Origin of the sequence: Vibrio hyugaensis, assembly GCF_002906655.1 — a bacterium.
GTDB classification, from domain to species: domain Bacteria; phylum Pseudomonadota; class Gammaproteobacteria; order Enterobacterales; family Vibrionaceae; genus Vibrio; species Vibrio hyugaensis.
The window spans coordinates 3,462,926-3,477,810 of the sequence record NZ_CP025794.1 but is presented as its reverse complement, the minus strand read 5'-3'; the positions used below and the strand labels follow the sequence as shown (position 1 = coordinate 3,477,810).

General features: G+C 45.4%; 13 protein-coding genes. 12 read left to right on the top strand and 1 reads right to left on the bottom strand.

Annotated elements, in window-relative coordinates; all coding sequences use genetic code 11:
• The first annotated feature begins 19 nt into the window (after positions 1 to 19).
• From trpD to C1S74_RS16900, 12 genes are all read left to right on the top strand, one after another.
• Positions 20 to 1,030 (top strand): anthranilate phosphoribosyltransferase, encoded by a 1,011-nt coding sequence (trpD, locus tag C1S74_RS16955; RefSeq protein ID WP_017635721.1) that lies wholly within the window; start codon positions 20 to 22, stop codon positions 1,028 to 1,030.
• Positions 1,031 to 1,043: 13 nt separating this feature from the next.
• Complete coding sequence (gene trpCF, locus C1S74_RS16950; protein WP_045400966.1) at positions 1,044 to 2,483, top strand: bifunctional indole-3-glycerol-phosphate synthase TrpC/phosphoribosylanthranilate isomerase TrpF; 1,440 nt, start codon at positions 1,044 to 1,046, stop codon at positions 2,481 to 2,483.
• A gap of 64 nt (positions 2,484 to 2,547) precedes the next feature.
• Entirely contained in the window at positions 2,548 to 3,738 is a 1,191-nt protein-coding gene (gene trpB / locus C1S74_RS16945; RefSeq protein WP_005376781.1) for a tryptophan synthase subunit beta, read from the top strand.
• Positions 3,738 to 4,544, top strand: a complete 807-nt coding sequence (gene trpA / locus C1S74_RS16940; protein WP_045400963.1) for a tryptophan synthase subunit alpha — start codon at positions 3,738 to 3,740, stop codon at positions 4,542 to 4,544. Before trpB ends, trpA begins: the two co-directional genes overlap by 1 nt.
• A gap of 337 nt (positions 4,545 to 4,881) precedes the next feature.
• A complete protein-coding gene (locus C1S74_RS16935) occupies positions 4,882 to 6,141 on the top strand; it encodes a dicarboxylate/amino acid:cation symporter (RefSeq protein ID WP_045400962.1) in 1,260 nt (419 codons plus the stop codon).
• Positions 6,142 to 6,297: 156 nt separating this feature from the next.
• On the top strand, positions 6,298 to 7,497 hold the full coding sequence (locus C1S74_RS16930) for an acyl-homoserine-lactone synthase (RefSeq protein ID WP_045400960.1): 1,200 nt from the start codon (positions 6,298 to 6,300) through the stop codon (positions 7,495 to 7,497).
• The gene (luxN, locus tag C1S74_RS16925) at positions 7,490 to 10,030 is read left to right on the top strand and encodes a quorum-sensing autoinducer 1 sensor kinase/phosphatase LuxN (RefSeq protein WP_045400959.1); all 2,541 of its coding nucleotides are present in this window, start codon (positions 7,490 to 7,492) and stop codon (positions 10,028 to 10,030) included. The genes C1S74_RS16930 and luxN overlap by 8 nt, the downstream gene beginning before the upstream one ends.
• A gap of 97 nt (positions 10,031 to 10,127) precedes the next feature.
• On the top strand, positions 10,128 to 10,370 hold the full coding sequence (locus C1S74_RS16920; protein WP_009698417.1) for a hypothetical protein: 243 nt from the start codon (positions 10,128 to 10,130) through the stop codon (positions 10,368 to 10,370).
• A gap of 128 nt (positions 10,371 to 10,498) precedes the next feature.
• Positions 10,499 to 11,071 (top strand): septation protein A, encoded by a 573-nt coding sequence (locus tag C1S74_RS16915; RefSeq protein ID WP_045400957.1) that lies wholly within the window; start codon positions 10,499 to 10,501, stop codon positions 11,069 to 11,071.
• 142 nt (positions 11,072 to 11,213) lie between these two features.
• Positions 11,214 to 11,609 carry an acyl-CoA thioester hydrolase YciA gene (gene yciA / locus C1S74_RS16910; RefSeq protein ID WP_045400955.1) on the top strand — a complete coding sequence of 132 codons (396 nt, stop codon included), beginning with the start codon at positions 11,214 to 11,216 and terminating at the stop codon, positions 11,607 to 11,609.
• A 120-nt stretch (positions 11,610 to 11,729) separates the two neighbouring features.
• A complete protein-coding gene (locus tag C1S74_RS16905; RefSeq protein WP_045400954.1) occupies positions 11,730 to 12,026 on the top strand; it encodes a YciI family protein in 297 nt (98 codons plus the stop codon).
• 3 nt (positions 12,027 to 12,029) lie between these two features.
• Complete coding sequence (locus C1S74_RS16900) at positions 12,030 to 12,431, top strand: GspS/AspS pilotin family protein (protein ID WP_045400952.1); 402 nt, start codon at positions 12,030 to 12,032, stop codon at positions 12,429 to 12,431.
• A 91-nt stretch (positions 12,432 to 12,522) separates the two neighbouring features.
• Here C1S74_RS16900 and metE read toward each other — a convergent pair whose 3' ends face one another.
• Positions 12,523 to 14,805: a 5-methyltetrahydropteroyltriglutamate--homocysteine S-methyltransferase gene (gene metE / locus C1S74_RS16895; protein ID WP_045400950.1), complete on the bottom strand. Its 2,283-nt coding sequence runs from the start codon at positions 14,803 to 14,805 to the stop codon at positions 12,523 to 12,525.
• Positions 14,806 to 14,885 lie beyond the last annotated feature (80 nt).

The following is a 14,885-nucleotide window of genomic DNA, read 5'->3' as shown; positions in this document are numbered from 1 at the left end:
GAAATTTAGGAGAGGAAATATGGAAGCAATCATCAACCCTATTATTACCAAATTGTACGAGCAAGAATCGCTGACTCAGGAAGAGAGCCAACAGCTATTCGACATCATTATCCGTGGAGAACTAGACCCAATTTTGATGGCGTCAGCACTGACTGCACTAAAAATCAAAGGCGAAACACCAGATGAAATTGCAGGCGCGGCGAAAGCACTGCTGGCAAATGCAAACCCATTCCCTCGCCCAGATTACGATTTCGCAGATATCGTAGGTACAGGTGGTGACGGTCACAACACCATCAATATTTCAACCACAGCGGCGTTTGTTGCTGCAGCATGTGGTCTAAAAGTAGCGAAACACGGTAACCGCAGCGTTTCGAGCAAATCTGGTTCTTCTGACCTTCTTGATTCATTTGGTATCAATCTAGCAATGAGCGCAGAAGATACGCGCAAAGCGGTAGACGACATCGGTGTTGCTTTCCTATTTGCACCTCAATACCACGGTGGTGTGCGCCATGCGATGCCAGTGCGTCAAACCATGAAAACACGCACCATCTTTAACATTCTTGGCCCACTGATTAACCCAGCTCGTCCAAACATCGAATTGATGGGCGTTTACAGTGAAGAACTGGTTCGTCCTATCGCAGAAACCATGCTACAAATGGGTATGAAGCGCGCAGCAGTAGTACACGGCAGTGGTTTGGACGAAGTAGCAATTCACGGTGAAACAACCGTTGCTGAAATCAAAGACGGTAAGATCACAGAATACAAACTAACGCCTGCAGACTTCGGTCTAGAAGCACACCCACTAGAAGCGATCAAAGGTGGTGATCCTGAAGAAAACAAAGCGATCATTACCAATATTCTGACGGGTAAAGGTACAGACGCACAATTGGGCGCAGTGGCGGTGAACGTTGCTCTGCTAATGCGTCTATTCGGCCACGAAGATTTAAAAGCCAACACGCAACAAGCGATTGAGGCAATGAATTCAGGCAAGGCGTACCAATTGGTACAACAACTTGCCGCACACGCTTAAGGAATTGAAGAAGATGACTGACTTCAACACTCAGCAAGCTAACAACCTGTCTGAACACGTTTCTAAGAAAGAAGCAGAAATGGCAGAAGTACTGGCGAAAATTGTCCGCGACAAATATCAGTGGGTAGCAGACCGTAAGGTGTCTCAACCGCTAAGCACATTTCAGTCTGATTTGCTTCCATCGGACCGCAGCTTCTACGATGCTCTGAGTGGCGAAAAGACGGCATTCATCACCGAATGTAAGAAGGCATCTCCTTCTAAAGGTTTGATTCGTGATCACTTCGACTTGGATTACATTGCATCGGTTTACAACAACCATGCAGATGCCATTTCAGTCTTAACAGACGAAAAGTACTTCCAAGGTAACTTTGACTTTCTTCCTCAAGTGCGTGGTCAAGTCAAACAGCCCGTTCTGTGTAAAGACTTCATGGTAGATACCTACCAAGTTTATCTAGCGCGTCATTACAGTGCTGATGCCGTGCTACTGATGCTTTCTGTCTTAAATGACGAAGAGTACAAAGCGCTAGAAGAAGCAGCACACAGCCTGAACATGGGTATCCTGACCGAAGTCAGCAACGAAGAAGAGCTTCATCGTGCCGTTAAGCTAGGCGCACGCGTTATCGGCATCAATAACCGTAACCTTCGCGACCTAAGTACTGATTTGAATCGTACTAAAGAACTGGCACCGACAATTCGCGAACTGGCTCCTAACGCAACAGTAATCTCAGAATCTGGCATTTATACGCATCAACAAGTTCGTGATTTAGCGGAATACGCAGACGGCTTCTTGATTGGTAGTTCGCTGATGGCGGAAGAGAACCTTGAACTTGCAGTACGTAAAGTGACGTTGGGTGAAAACAAAGTGTGTGGCTTAACGCACCCAGATGACGCAGCAAAAGCGTATCAATCTGGCGCAGTATTTGGTGGCCTGATTTTTGTCGAGAAGTCTAAGCGTGCGGTCGACCTTGAAGGTGCTCGCTTAACCATGAGCGGTGCTCCACTTAACTACGTAGGCGTTTTCCAAAATCACGATATCGATTTTGTTGCTTCTGTCGTGACCTCTTTGGGTTTAAAAGCGGTGCAACTGCACGGTCAAGAAGACCAAGCTTACGTAAACCAACTCAAAGCCGAACTGCCAACAACAGTAGAAATTTGGAAAGCTTACGGCGTGACTGACGCGAAGCCAGAACTGCTTGCAGACCACATTGACCGCCATCTATTAGATGCGCAAGTTGGCACTCAAACTGGCGGAACCGGTCAAGTGTTCGACTGGTCACTGATCGGTGACCCAAGTCAAATTATGCTAGCGGGCGGACTGTCGCCAGAAAATGCTCAACAAGCAGCGGCACTAGGTTGCTTGGGATTAGATTTAAACTCTGGTGTAGAAAGCGCACCAGGCAAAAAAGATTCACAGAAGTTGCTCGCGGCATTCACCGCCATTCGCAACTACTAAAGCTGGATATCAGCTAAAAAATTTAAAGCTATTCGTAGCGAAAAATACGAGAAGGAATATAACGATGGCAAAACTGAATGCCTACTTTGGCGAATACGGCGGTCAGTACGTTCCGCAAATTCTAGTTCCAGCATTGGAGCAACTAGAGCAAGCGTTTATCGACGCGCAAGAAGATCCAGAATTCCGCAGCGAATTCATGACGCTTCTTCAAGAGTATGCGGGCCGTCCAACGGCTTTGACTCTAACTCGTAACCTAACCAAAGGTACGAAGACCAAACTGTACCTAAAACGTGAAGACCTGCTTCACGGAGGCGCGCACAAGACCAACCAAGTGTTAGGTCAAGCTCTGCTTGCGAAACGCATGGGTAAAAACGAAATCATCGCAGAAACAGGTGCAGGCCAACACGGTGTTGCAACCGCACTAGCGTGTGCACTACTTGGCCTTAAGTGTCGCGTTTACATGGGTGCAAAAGACGTTGAGCGTCAAAGCCCGAATGTATTCCGAATGAAGCTAATGGGTGCAGAAGTGATTCCTGTACACTCTGGTTCAGCAACGCTAAAAGACGCGTGTAACGAAGCGCTACGCGACTGGTCTGCAACTTATGAAGACGCGCACTACCTATTAGGTACAGCGGCAGGTCCTCACCCATTCCCAACCATCGTGCGTGATTTCCAACGAATGATTGGTGAAGAAACTAAGAATCAGATTTTGGCACGTGAAGGTCGTCTTCCTGACGCAGTTATCGCGTGTGTGGGCGGCGGTTCAAACGCTATCGGTATGTTTGCTGACTTCATCGAAGAAGAAAGCGTTCGCCTCATTGGTGTTGAGCCAGCAGGTAAAGGTATCGACACCGACCAACACGGAGCACCACTTAAGCATGGTAAAACGGGCATCTTCTTTGGTATGAAAGCGCCATTGATGCAAGATCCTAACGGCCAAGTTGAAGAGTCTTACTCTGTATCTGCGGGTCTTGATTTCCCTTCAGTTGGTCCTCAGCACGCGCACCTAAACGCAATTGGCCGTGCAGAATACGACAACGTAACAGACGATGAAGCGCTAGAAGCGTTCCAAGAAATTGCACGTCACGAAGGCATTATCCCTGCTCTAGAATCTTCTCACGCAGTGGCACATGCATTACGCATGGCTCGTGAGAATCCAGAGAAAGAACAATTGTTGGTAGTCAACCTATCCGGTCGTGGTGATAAAGATATCTTCACTGTGCATGCCATCCTAGAAGAAAAAGGAGCGATCTAATGAGCCGTTATGAAAAGATGTTCGCGCGTCTAAACGAGAAAAACCAAGGCGCATTTGTACCGTTCGTAACGGTTTGTGATCCAAACGCTGAACAGTCATATAAAATCATGGAAACACTGGTTGAGTCTGGCGCTGATGCCCTAGAGCTTGGCATTCCATTCTCTGATCCACTTGCAGATGGCCCAACCATTCAGGGTGCTAACATTCGCGCGCTGGATTCTGGTGCAACACCGGATATCTGCTTCGAGCAAATCGGTAAGATTCGAGCTAAGTACCCAGAGCTGCCTATTGGTCTTCTGATGTACGCAAACCTTGTTTACTCACGCGGTATCGAAAACTTCTATGAGCGCTGTGCAAAAGCAGGCATCGATTCTGTTTTGATTGCTGACGTACCAACCAACGAGAGTTCAGAGTTTGTGGCTGCGGCCGAGAAGTTTGGTATTCACCCAATCTTTATCGCACCACCTACTGCAAGTGACGAAACACTGAAGCAAGTATCAGAACTGGGTGGCGGCTACACTTACCTACTATCTCGTGCAGGGGTAACTGGTGCAGAAACCAAAGCAAACATGCCAGTAGGCCATATGCTCGATAGACTGAACCAATTTGATGCGCCACCAGCGCTGCTTGGTTTTGGCATCTCTGAGCCAGCGCAGGTGAAACAAGCACTAGAATCTGGCGCCGCTGGTGCGATTTCTGGTTCAGCCGTGGTGAAGATCATTGAAGCGCACGTTGAACAACCGCAAATTATGCTCGACAAGCTAGGTGAATTCGTTTCTGCTATGAAAGCAGCAACACAAAAATAACGTATTACTGATTTAACGAATATGAGATCGATTCCTTATCAAACATTAGGAATCGATCTTTTTTTTAACATTCAGTTTCTAAAACCGCCCCTCTATTACCATCCATTTTATAAACAACACCAACCAAAACCATTACCTCGAACAATAGCAAACGATTGCTATTGATTAAAAAACTATCATCAATCAAGAAATTCCCAATTAGTCGGTGAGTTTGTACCGGAATTGTATTGCTAATTGTGAATGATAAGTGTAAAAAGCAAGGCGATATAATTATCCAAATAACAACTTTAGATTGGTGGGTAATTTTAGGATTTTACATTTTATTAGCACAGAGGTTATGGAAGTGTTAAACAAAAAGAGTTTGCTAAACAACATTGGCGTACAAGTCGTCATTGCAATGATCGTAGGTACTGCCGTTGGTGCCTTCATGGGTCAAAGCGCGACAGTATTTGCACCACTAGGTGCTATCTTCATCAACCTGATCAAGATGCTTGTGATCCCTCTGGTCGCGGTAGCGCTTATCTCAGGTGCAGCAGGTCTAGGCAACAGCCAATCTGCAGGTAAAGTGGGCTTGGTAACCCTAGGTTACTTTGGTCTGACATCCGCTCTAGCAGTAGCACTTGCGCTAGTCATGGGTGAAGTATTCCAACCGGGCATGGGCATCGACGTCTCTGGCGTTGAGGGCATGTTCTCAGCAGAATACGCTTCAAAAGGTGAGCTACCTACTTTCTGGGCAACCATCACTGGTATGATCCCAACTAACGTTTTCCAATCACTAAACGAAGCGAACATCCTTCAGATCCTTGTGTTCTGTATGTTCTTCGGTATCGCGATTTCAAAACAAGAAAAATCACGTCGCGAGCCAATCATCAATGGTGTTAACTGCATCGTTGACGCAATGGTTTGGATGATCAACAAGGTGATGATCATTGCTCCTATCGGTGTATTTGGCCTGATGGCAGAAGCCGTGGGTACGTTCGGTTTCGGTGCTCTAATGGTGGTATTCAAACTGTTCGTCGTTTACGTAGCAGCTATCCTCGTATTCGGCTTCGTGGTTTACCCTGCCATGGTGCACATCTTCACTAAAACTTCTGCGAAGAAGTTCGTATCAGCAATGAAGAAGCCACAAGCAGTTGCTCTATCAACCGCATCTTCTATGGCAACGCTGCCAGTGACAATGGACACATGTGAGAAAGAGTTAGGCGTTAAGAACTCAACTGCGTCATTTGTTCTGCCACTTGGTGCGACCATCAACATGTCTGGTAACGCAATCTACTACGGTTTGGTTGCTATCTTCTTTGCACAGCTGTTCAACATCGACCTTGGTATGGGTGCTTACATTGCGATCATCGTGACTTCTACCTTGGGCGCAGTTGGTCAAGCAGGTGTTCCAGGACCTTCATTCCTTGTTGTTGCGGTACTTCTAGCGGCTGGTATTCCTATCGAAGGTCTACCACTATTGTTCGCTCTTGACCGTATCTTCGATATGATTCGTACAGCGCTAAACATCACTGGTGATGCTGCTTGTGCGGTTATCGTTGATGCGCTAATTGAAGAAGAAGCAGAACAAGCTGAGCTTCAAAAGCAAGAAGCATAGTTAGGTTATCGCTTAGTCAAGCCGCTCCAACGAGCGGCTTTTTAACTATAAGCTTGCCTTAGGTAACTATTTAAATAGAAACTGATGGCATATTTTCTTCTAAATGATATAAGAGCGACATAAATAAAAAACCATAAACCTTGGCTAGGTTATCTCATGAACTTTACGTCGCCTTTAGGTGTGCTTTCCGCGAGCAGCATGCCAATCGAAAAAAAACAACGCGCGCTGATCAATGCTGTCCTTACTGGTTTTAATTCGCAAGAACGCCAATCCCTATTTCAATCTGTCACTGACTATCGAAGAAAACAACTCATTGCTCTATTCCCAGAGCATCGTTCTAAAAGCTATTCAGTGCTGTTTGAATCGATGGATTATCGTGATTTAGTACAACGCTACCCTTCAACGTTGTCTTCTTACATTGCAATTTTGGAACAAGTTGTTGCACAGTGTTTCATACATTGGTTAGAGTTTTGGTGTGAATGCGAAATCGCAGCGATCAAAGCAACATCGTCAAAAACAGAAAGCCCAAACGATAATACAAAATTACCTTTTGAAGACAGCAATTACTACGGTGCATTGATCGAACATGTAGAAGATACTCAACTTTTGGTAAAAACACCGACACACTTACATGCAATGTCGCTCAGTAATGCTATTACCTTAAGCAACCTTGAGCTTTTTGTACAAGGTGAGAAGTGGTACGAAATGCTGCCTTTGTTGTCGCTATCACAAACAGGTAAGCACTTCATTCTACTCAAACATCCAGACGGTGAAACGCTCCCGACATTGGTTGCTTCTGCATTAATCCAAGACTGGTCAACCCATGAAACCTGGTTAAGTTACGCACCACAATTTAGCAATAAGCACTGGCACTACTGCTTACCAAACCACGGGCATTCCGAGCTAACACGCTTGCAGCTTTTTACACCATCGGCTCTGTTAAAATGTTACTCTCTCCCAGAATTTGATCGTGAATTCAAGTTACTATTGTCTGACACAAAATCTGTGTGTGAAGTCCTGCGCCTGACAGTAAGTGGAAATACACAACAAAAACTCTACTTCCTCTACCTTGCGCAAAAAGAATTGATGAACGTCCTGCATCAAGCAGGCTATAAAGTAGGCTTCACCATTATTGAGCAACCTTTCATGCTCAACTTTTATCAGTCTATCGATAAGAACGCGTATTTCCACTCAGGATATTGCGATCTCAACAATGACGGCAAAGATACTTACCGGGGATTTTGGAATTTCGAAATGATGGTCAAAGCATTCAGTCAAACCGATTTTCGTGCCTATAAGCACGCGATTCGAGAGATTCGAAAACAAGGTTCATTAGCAAGGGATGAATATGTTTGAGTTCAACCTAGAAGCACTGACCTACGCAAAAGCCATCACACTGCTCGCTACCGTCGCTGTGGTATTCATGTGGCTCATTTACTATTGCTATCGTCTGAAGCAAAAGAATGAAGTCATCTTTGGGACGCATCACGCTCCGTACATCGCTTATTCAGTTTGTATCATTGCCTGGATAAGCAGCAACGCCTATTTCCACACCGACTTATTGCCTAATTTGGGGGCAGACGCAGGTGTGTTTATGGCCAAATTTGCCAACCTGGCATCCTTCTTCGCATTTGCGTTTGCCTATTACTTCTCTTGTCAGCTTTCTGCTGAGCAAAGAAAAGGCAAAGTTCACCCTTGGCAACAGCTTATCTTCATCACTCTAACGGTCTACTCATTGTTTATCAACTTGCAGCCTAACCTAACCGTAGAGCATGTCGATATCGTTGGACCTAGTGAGTTCGTCATCGAGTTTGGCCCGCATACTTCCTATTTCTTCATTGGCTTAGTGAGTTTTGTGGTGCTTACATTGGTCAATCTGGTCGCAATGCGCGCGAATAGCAGTAGACTGACGCTCGCCAAAACCAACTATATGATCGCTGGCATCTTGGTATTCATGCTATCCACTGCCACCATCCACCTTGGCATGACTTACTTCCTAGGGGACTTCTCCTTAACCTGGTTGCCACCAGCCTTATCCATCAGTGAGATGCTATTTGTCGGTTATGCATTGCTAACCTCTCGTTTTTACAGCGTCAAATACCTCGCATACATGTCGCTCAGTTCACTACTCGTGTGCGCGATATTTGTTCTGCCATTGGGCGCAATTTTCATCCCACTAACTGATAGCAAACAATGGCTAATCGCAACACCTATCTGCGCTCTGATCGGCATTACTTGGGGCCTACTCTACAAGCGAGTTAGCCGTTATTCGTCGTTTTTAATTTACGGCAATAAGAAAACGCCAGTACAACAAATCTTAGCACTAGAAGAAGATTTCAAACTGTCGATTGATGACGCGATGCGACGTTTGGGTATCTTGCTTCAAATCCCAAACGACAAACTCCGCTTAGTGACCAGTAATTACACCGAAACGTTTTACGAAGACTATTTATTATCAAACAAGTCTGTCTTAGTTTTGGATGAACTCTCTGACGAGATTGATTATGCGAGTTCATCAAAAGGTTCAATAAAAGCCTTGTATGAGAAAATGAGCTCAAACAATACCGCGTTAGTCATGCCACTATTCGGTCAAGGGAAATCCGTTACGCACCTATTGGTCTCTCCGCATAAGATCAACAATCAGTTGTTCTCAAATGAAGAGATTTCAGCGCTGCAAACCTTACTTACTCGAGTACAAAGCACGATTGAAGCTGATCGTCGCATTCGTCAAAGTCGCGCTCTCGCCAACTCAATCGCCCACGAAATGCGTAACCCACTTGCACAGGTTCAATTGCAATTTGAGGCTTTGAAGCAGCACATTGAAAATCAAGCACCGATTGAGCAGTTAAAAATCGACATCGAAAATGGTCAAGCTGCGATCCAGCGAGGCCGGCAACTGATTGATATCATTCTGCGAGAAGTCAGTGACAGTTCCCCAGCACACGAGCCTATCGCTCTGTCCTCGATTCATAAGGCGGTCGATCAGGCAGTAAGCCACTACGGTTTTGAAAATGAGAAGATAATTGAGAGGATTCGTTTACCACAACATACCGACTTTGTGGCGAAGCTCAATGAGACCTTATTTAACTTCGTTATTTTTAACCTAATCCGTAACGCGATTTACTATTTTGATTCTTTTCCAGACAGTCAAATTGAAATCAGTACTGATACGGGCGCTTATGAGAACGTTTTGGTGTTCCGCGACACAGGTCCAGGTATCGACGAGACCATCTCTCACAAAATCTTCGACGACTTCTTCTCTTACCAAAAGAGCGGCGGTAGCGGTTTGGGCCTTGGCTACTGTCAGCGCGTAATGCGTTCATTCGGCGGCAGAATTGAGTGTCACTCCAAGCTGGGAGAGTTTACCGAATTCCACCTTTACTTCCCTGTCGTCCCTAATGCACCAAAAGCAGAAACCTTGCGCACACCGTATTTCACGGATTGGAAAAATGGGCACACTGAACAAAAAACCAAATCTAGCGCACAAATAGATAAACATGCACCAACGGTGCTCATCGTTGATGACAAAGAGGTGCAACGCGCGTTGGTACAAATGTATTTAAACCAACTTGGCGTCAATAGCATACAAGCTAAAAATGGTGAAAACGCGGTCGAACTGTTTGAAAACAATGACGTCGATTTGATCTTAATGGACGTTCAAATGCCTGTAATGAATGGGTTTGAAGCAAGTGAAAAGATAAAAGTCCTGTCTCCAAACACGCCTATCATCGCCCTCTCAGGTGAGTCCGGAGAAAGAGAATTAGAGATGATCGCTAAATTGATGGATGGACGTTTAGAAAAGCCGACGACATTGAACGCATTAAGACATGTGTTGAATAACTGGTTAAACAAAGACGCAGCATCGAACTATTTCGAAACTGAGAATTAATAATTGGCATTCGATATGCATTGCTGAAGTACAAACGACTTATCCATAGACTCGAGCCCTCTCTTTATTAGCGAGGAAACTTGATAAGGAGACGATTATGATGCTTCATCGACATACCTATTATGGCTTGATTCACCACGGTATTAAAACCTTGCTTCTAGACCGTGTTGGGCACTATACAGAAGAAGAATATCACCAGTACCTCAACCTGATGACGGGCAAATCAACCTGCTTCACCATGTCTCACGACGAATTGGAAGCGACGGTCGACAATCTACTTCGTGAAGGTTACCTTGAAGACGTGAAGACGCTCATTACTCGCTATCAAGAAGTCGCCTAAACCAACACACCGCAGAAATTGCCGCTTCGAATGCGGCAATTTTATTTTCCACATCGCTATAACCATTCACATTGCGTCAGATTCCGCTAGACTGTCTTCAACTCAATAACTAGGTAGTTTTTTGCAACATGAAGCAAATCCTTGATTTTATTCCACTCATTGTTTTCTTTGTCCTATACAAGATGCACGATATCTACGTTGCGACCGGTGCACTGATTGTCGCGACGGCTATTCAAATCGTGTTGACCTTTGCTTTGTACAAAAAAGTTGAAAAGATGCAACTGATCACCTTCTCAATGGTGGCGATCTTTGGCGGCATGACCATATTCTTCCACGATGACAACTTCATCAAATGGAAAGTAACCATCATCTATGCCTTGTTCGCCATCGGTTTGGCCGTCAGTCATGCTATGGGTAAATCCGCCATTAAAGGCATGCTTGGTAAAGAGATCACTCTACCTGAAGCCGTATGGACCAAGATAAACTGGGCATGGGTCGGTTTTTTCTCGTTTTGTGCTGGCCTCAACGTTTACGTTGCATTCAAGCTCCCACTCGACGTTTGGGTTAATTTCAAAGTCTTTGGCTTGTTGATCGCGACCTTCACTTACATGATCGCGACGGGCTTCTATATCTACAAGCACATGCCAAAAGAACAAAAAGAGAAGAAAGAAAACTCTTCCGATGCTTCGGTTGATGATTAAAAGCTCAATTTTGCTATAATCTTCTCATATTGATGATTCGCAGCGACCTCTAGGGTCGCTGTTTTTTCTTGCTGTCCGAGCTTTTGGTTATGCCCTATTGCATTCCTCTCGGATTGCGTTGCTTGAGTTAATGGATGTCAAAATGAGTCAGGAAATTCACACTCCTCGCGGCCAATTGCTGCTTCGTACCCTTGCTATGCCAGCTGACACCAATGCTAATGGTGATATTTTTGGTGGTTGGATCATGTCTCAGCTCGATTTAGCTGGCGGCATTCTTGCCAAAGAGATTTCTTCTGGTCGTATCGTTACTGTTTCTGTTTCGAGTATTACATTCAAAAAGCCCGTACGCGTTGGCGATGTAGTGTGCTGTTACGGTGAATGCACAAAAATCGGCAGAACGTCGATGAGCATCGATCTAGAAGTTTGGGTAAAACCGATTAAAGAACACGGCATTGAAGAGCGTTTCATGGTGTGCGACGCTACATTTAACTATGTCGCGATCGATAGCGAAGGTAAGCCGCGCCCAATTCAAAAGTAATAAGTTGGTTTAATATAACGAATTGCTAGGAACAACCTCACAAATTCCATTGTTGACTTGTGAGTAGCACAAAAAAGGCGTTAAATTAGGACTTTACCCTACCAATTAAGGAAATATGCTATGTGGTACGTCATCTTTTCTCAGGACGTCGAGAACTCATTGGAAAAACGTCTAAGTGTTCGCCCTCAACATCTTGAGCGCTTGCAGCAACTTCAAGACGAAGGACGTCTACTAACTGCAGGTCCAATGCCAGCCATTGATTCCGATAATCCGGGTGAAGCAGGCTTTACTGGCTCGACAGTCATAGCAGAATTTGCCTCTTTGGAAGAAGCTCAAGCATGGGCTGATGCCGATCCATACATCGCGGCGGGCGTTTACGAAAATGTCATCGTAAAACCGTTCAAGAAAGTGTTTTAAGTTATGAAAAAATTACTGTGTCTTTTCCTCGCATTTGGTGCACTAGCAGGCTGTTCATCAAATGATGATAAGCAACATCAACTTGAGTTGATGGCTTCTAACCGTGCGGGTGTTCTTTCTGCGGGTTTACCGCTTGAATACGGCCCATTAAAAATCTTACGCATTTCATCCAACAAAAATGTGGTTGAGATGATGATGATTTATAACGATGATGCGCTTGGTGCCAAGCCGTTAAATCAAGTAGTGAACACCAGTATATACACTTACTGCAATACACCAGCGGTGCGTGAGCAAATTGATATGGGCTTGATGTACCGGATCAAAGTACGCAACTCCCGCGGCCAATTAATGGCGGATGAGTTGGTGTCAGCGCAAACATGCAGCGCAGGTCAAAAAGCACAGTAATAAGCGACTCGATCTTCTTGAGTTAGACGCTCGATAAAATAAAAAAGCGAGGATAGGTATCCTCGCTTTTTTGTTTCTGGATGCTAAGCGCTTATGCGAGTTCAGCTCTGAGCTTCTTAGCCGCAGAAACAAGGTTACCTAATGCGGCTTCGGTTTCTGCCCAATTACGCGTTTTAAGTCCACAATCAGGGTTCACCCACAAACGTTGCGCCGGAATTTTTTCAGCCGCTTTCTTGAGTAAGCCTTCAATCCACTCCTCCGTTGGAATGTTCGGAGAATGGATGTCGTAAACTCCCGGACCAATTTCATTCGGATAATTAAAGTCTTCGAACGCTTTCAGCAGTTCCATATTGGATCGCGACGTCTCGATAGTAATCACGTCGGCATCAAGCGCGGCAACTGAATCAATGATTTCGTTGAATTCGCTGTAACACATGTGAGTATGAATTTGCGTTTCTGGCTTAGCACTACCGGCAGAGATCTTAAAGGCGTCAACAGCCCAGTTTAGGTATTCTTTGTGGTCACGCTTCTTCAATGGTAAGCCTTCACGAATCGCTGGCTCATCGATTTGAATAATGTTGATACCCGCCTCTTGCAAGTCAAAGACTTCATCACGAAGTGCAAGAGCCAGCTGGTCTGCAATTTCTTTGCGAGTAATGTCTTCACGTGGGAATGTCCAACACAGAATCGTCACTGGGCCGGTCAACATGCCCTTCATTTGCTTGTTGGTCAGCGATTGTGCATACGTCGACCATTCCACCGTAATCGGTTTTACACGCTCAATATCTGCGACCACAATCGCTGGTTTGACACAACGAGAACCATAGCTCTGTACCCAACCAAATTGAGTGGTTTGGAAGCCCGCCAGGTTTTCAGCAAAATACTCCACCATGTCATTACGCTCAGCCTCTCCATGCACAAGAACATCAAGATCGAGCGCTTCTTGGCGTTTCACCGCATCAGCGATGTGTCCTTTTAATGCCTGTTTATAATCCGATTCTGAAAGTTGACCGCTGCGGAACGCACTTCTCTGACCCCGAATTTCTCCCGTTTGTGGGAAAGATCCTATAGTCGTGGTCGGCAAGAGTGGCAAGCCAAGCACTTCAGCTTGGTGTACGGCACGCTCTGCATAAGCTGCGCTGCGCTGGCTGAGCGCCGCCGTGATTTGGTTCAAACGAGTCTGAACGTGGGGTTTGTTAACATGCGAAGCGGTTTTACGATCTTTAATGGGTTGACTATACGTATCACAAGCTAAAATCGCATTTTGGTCCCCATCAAGCGCACGGCCAAGCAAGGCTACTTCCGTTACTTTTTGTTTCGCGAAAGCAAACCAACTTTTCACTTCATCGCTCAAAGTCGGCTCTAAATCCAAGTCAACCGGGCTATGCAATAGCGAACAAGAACTCGCTACCCACAACTTGTCGCCAAGTTTGTCTTTGAGGGGCTGCAAGCGATCCAGTTGAGTACTTAAATCTGAACGCCACACATTTCGTCCATTCACCACACCAGCAGAAAGTACCCACCCCTCAGGCAGCTTCGCCACAACCTCTTCCAATTGCTCTGGCGACGCAGACAAGTCAATATGAAGGCCATCAACATTAAGCTCGATGATTTTATCCAACGTATCCGTGACCGAATCAAAGTAAGTGGTCAGTAGCACTTTTACGTCACTACGAATCACTTGGTAAGCCAGTTTGAATGCATCAGTCCATTTGCTTTCTAGCTCGAGCGAGAGAATAGGTTCATCAATTTGTACCCATTCCACACCTTGACTAGCAAGCTTAGAAAGAATTGCTTGATACGCGGTGAGTAGCCTTGGCAATAAAGTCAAACGATCAAAATCTTCTTCCACTTCCTTACCTAGATAGAGGTAACTAAGCGGGCCAAGCAGTACAGGCTTTACTTTGTGACCTGATTTGATCGCCTCGTTTACTTCTTCAAACAGTTGGGGCCAACTAACTTCAAACGTATCGTCCTTGCTGAACTCAGGCACAATGTAGTGATAGTTGGTGTTGAACCACTTTGTCATGTCAGAGGCTGCCGCACCCGCACATTCGCAAGCGGATTGAGATTGACCACGGCCGACTTTAAATAGTGTGTCTAAATCTGGGAACCCACTTGCGTGTCGCTTTGGTACATGTCCCAATAGCAATGTTGTGGTTAGGACATGATCGTACCAAGCAAAATCACCCGCGGTTGTGAAGCTCAAACCCGCCTCTGTTTGCGTGTTCCAGTTTTGTTCTCGTAAGCTTGCCCCTACTCGCTTAAGCTCCGTCTGATCGATTTCGCCACGCCAGTATTTTTCCTGAGCAAACTTAAGCTCTCGTTTTTCACCAATGCGTGGGTAACCAAGAATATGCGTTGTCGTTGCCATGTCCGTATTCCTTATTCACAGTGTTTGATATTGAGGTCAGAGCATCGAGAGAAAACCTTACAAGATGTCTGGATGGCTAA

Excerpts from the sequence above, each read along its gene's own strand:
- yciA (WP_045400955.1), top strand. The coding sequence starts at position 11,214 with ATGAGTCAGGAAATTCACACTCCTCGCGGCCAATTGCTGCTTCGTACC.
- C1S74_RS16935 (WP_045400962.1), top strand. The coding sequence starts at position 4,882 with ATGGAAGTGTTAAACAAAAAGAGTTTGCTAAACAACATTGGCGTACAA.
- trpA (WP_045400963.1), top strand. The coding sequence starts at position 3,738 with ATGAGCCGTTATGAAAAGATGTTCGCGCGTCTAAACGAGAAAAACCAA.
- C1S74_RS16930 (WP_045400960.1), top strand. The coding sequence starts at position 6,298 with ATGAACTTTACGTCGCCTTTAGGTGTGCTTTCCGCGAGCAGCATGCCA.
- trpCF (WP_045400966.1), top strand. The coding sequence starts at position 1,044 with ATGACTGACTTCAACACTCAGCAAGCTAACAACCTGTCTGAACACGTT.
- trpD (WP_017635721.1), top strand. The coding sequence starts at position 20 with ATGGAAGCAATCATCAACCCTATTATTACCAAATTGTACGAGCAAGAA.
- C1S74_RS16920 (WP_009698417.1), top strand. The coding sequence starts at position 10,128 with ATGATGCTTCATCGACATACCTATTATGGCTTGATTCACCACGGTATT.
- trpB (WP_005376781.1), top strand. The coding sequence starts at position 2,548 with ATGGCAAAACTGAATGCCTACTTTGGCGAATACGGCGGTCAGTACGTT.
- luxN (WP_045400959.1), top strand. The coding sequence starts at position 7,490 with ATGTTTGAGTTCAACCTAGAAGCACTGACCTACGCAAAAGCCATCACA.
- metE (WP_045400950.1), bottom strand. The coding sequence starts at position 14,805 with ATGGCAACGACAACGCATATTCTTGGTTACCCACGCATTGGTGAAAAA.
- C1S74_RS16900 (WP_045400952.1), top strand. The coding sequence starts at position 12,030 with ATGAAAAAATTACTGTGTCTTTTCCTCGCATTTGGTGCACTAGCAGGC.
- C1S74_RS16905 (WP_045400954.1), top strand. The coding sequence starts at position 11,730 with ATGTGGTACGTCATCTTTTCTCAGGACGTCGAGAACTCATTGGAAAAA.
- C1S74_RS16915 (WP_045400957.1), top strand. The coding sequence starts at position 10,499 with ATGAAGCAAATCCTTGATTTTATTCCACTCATTGTTTTCTTTGTCCTA.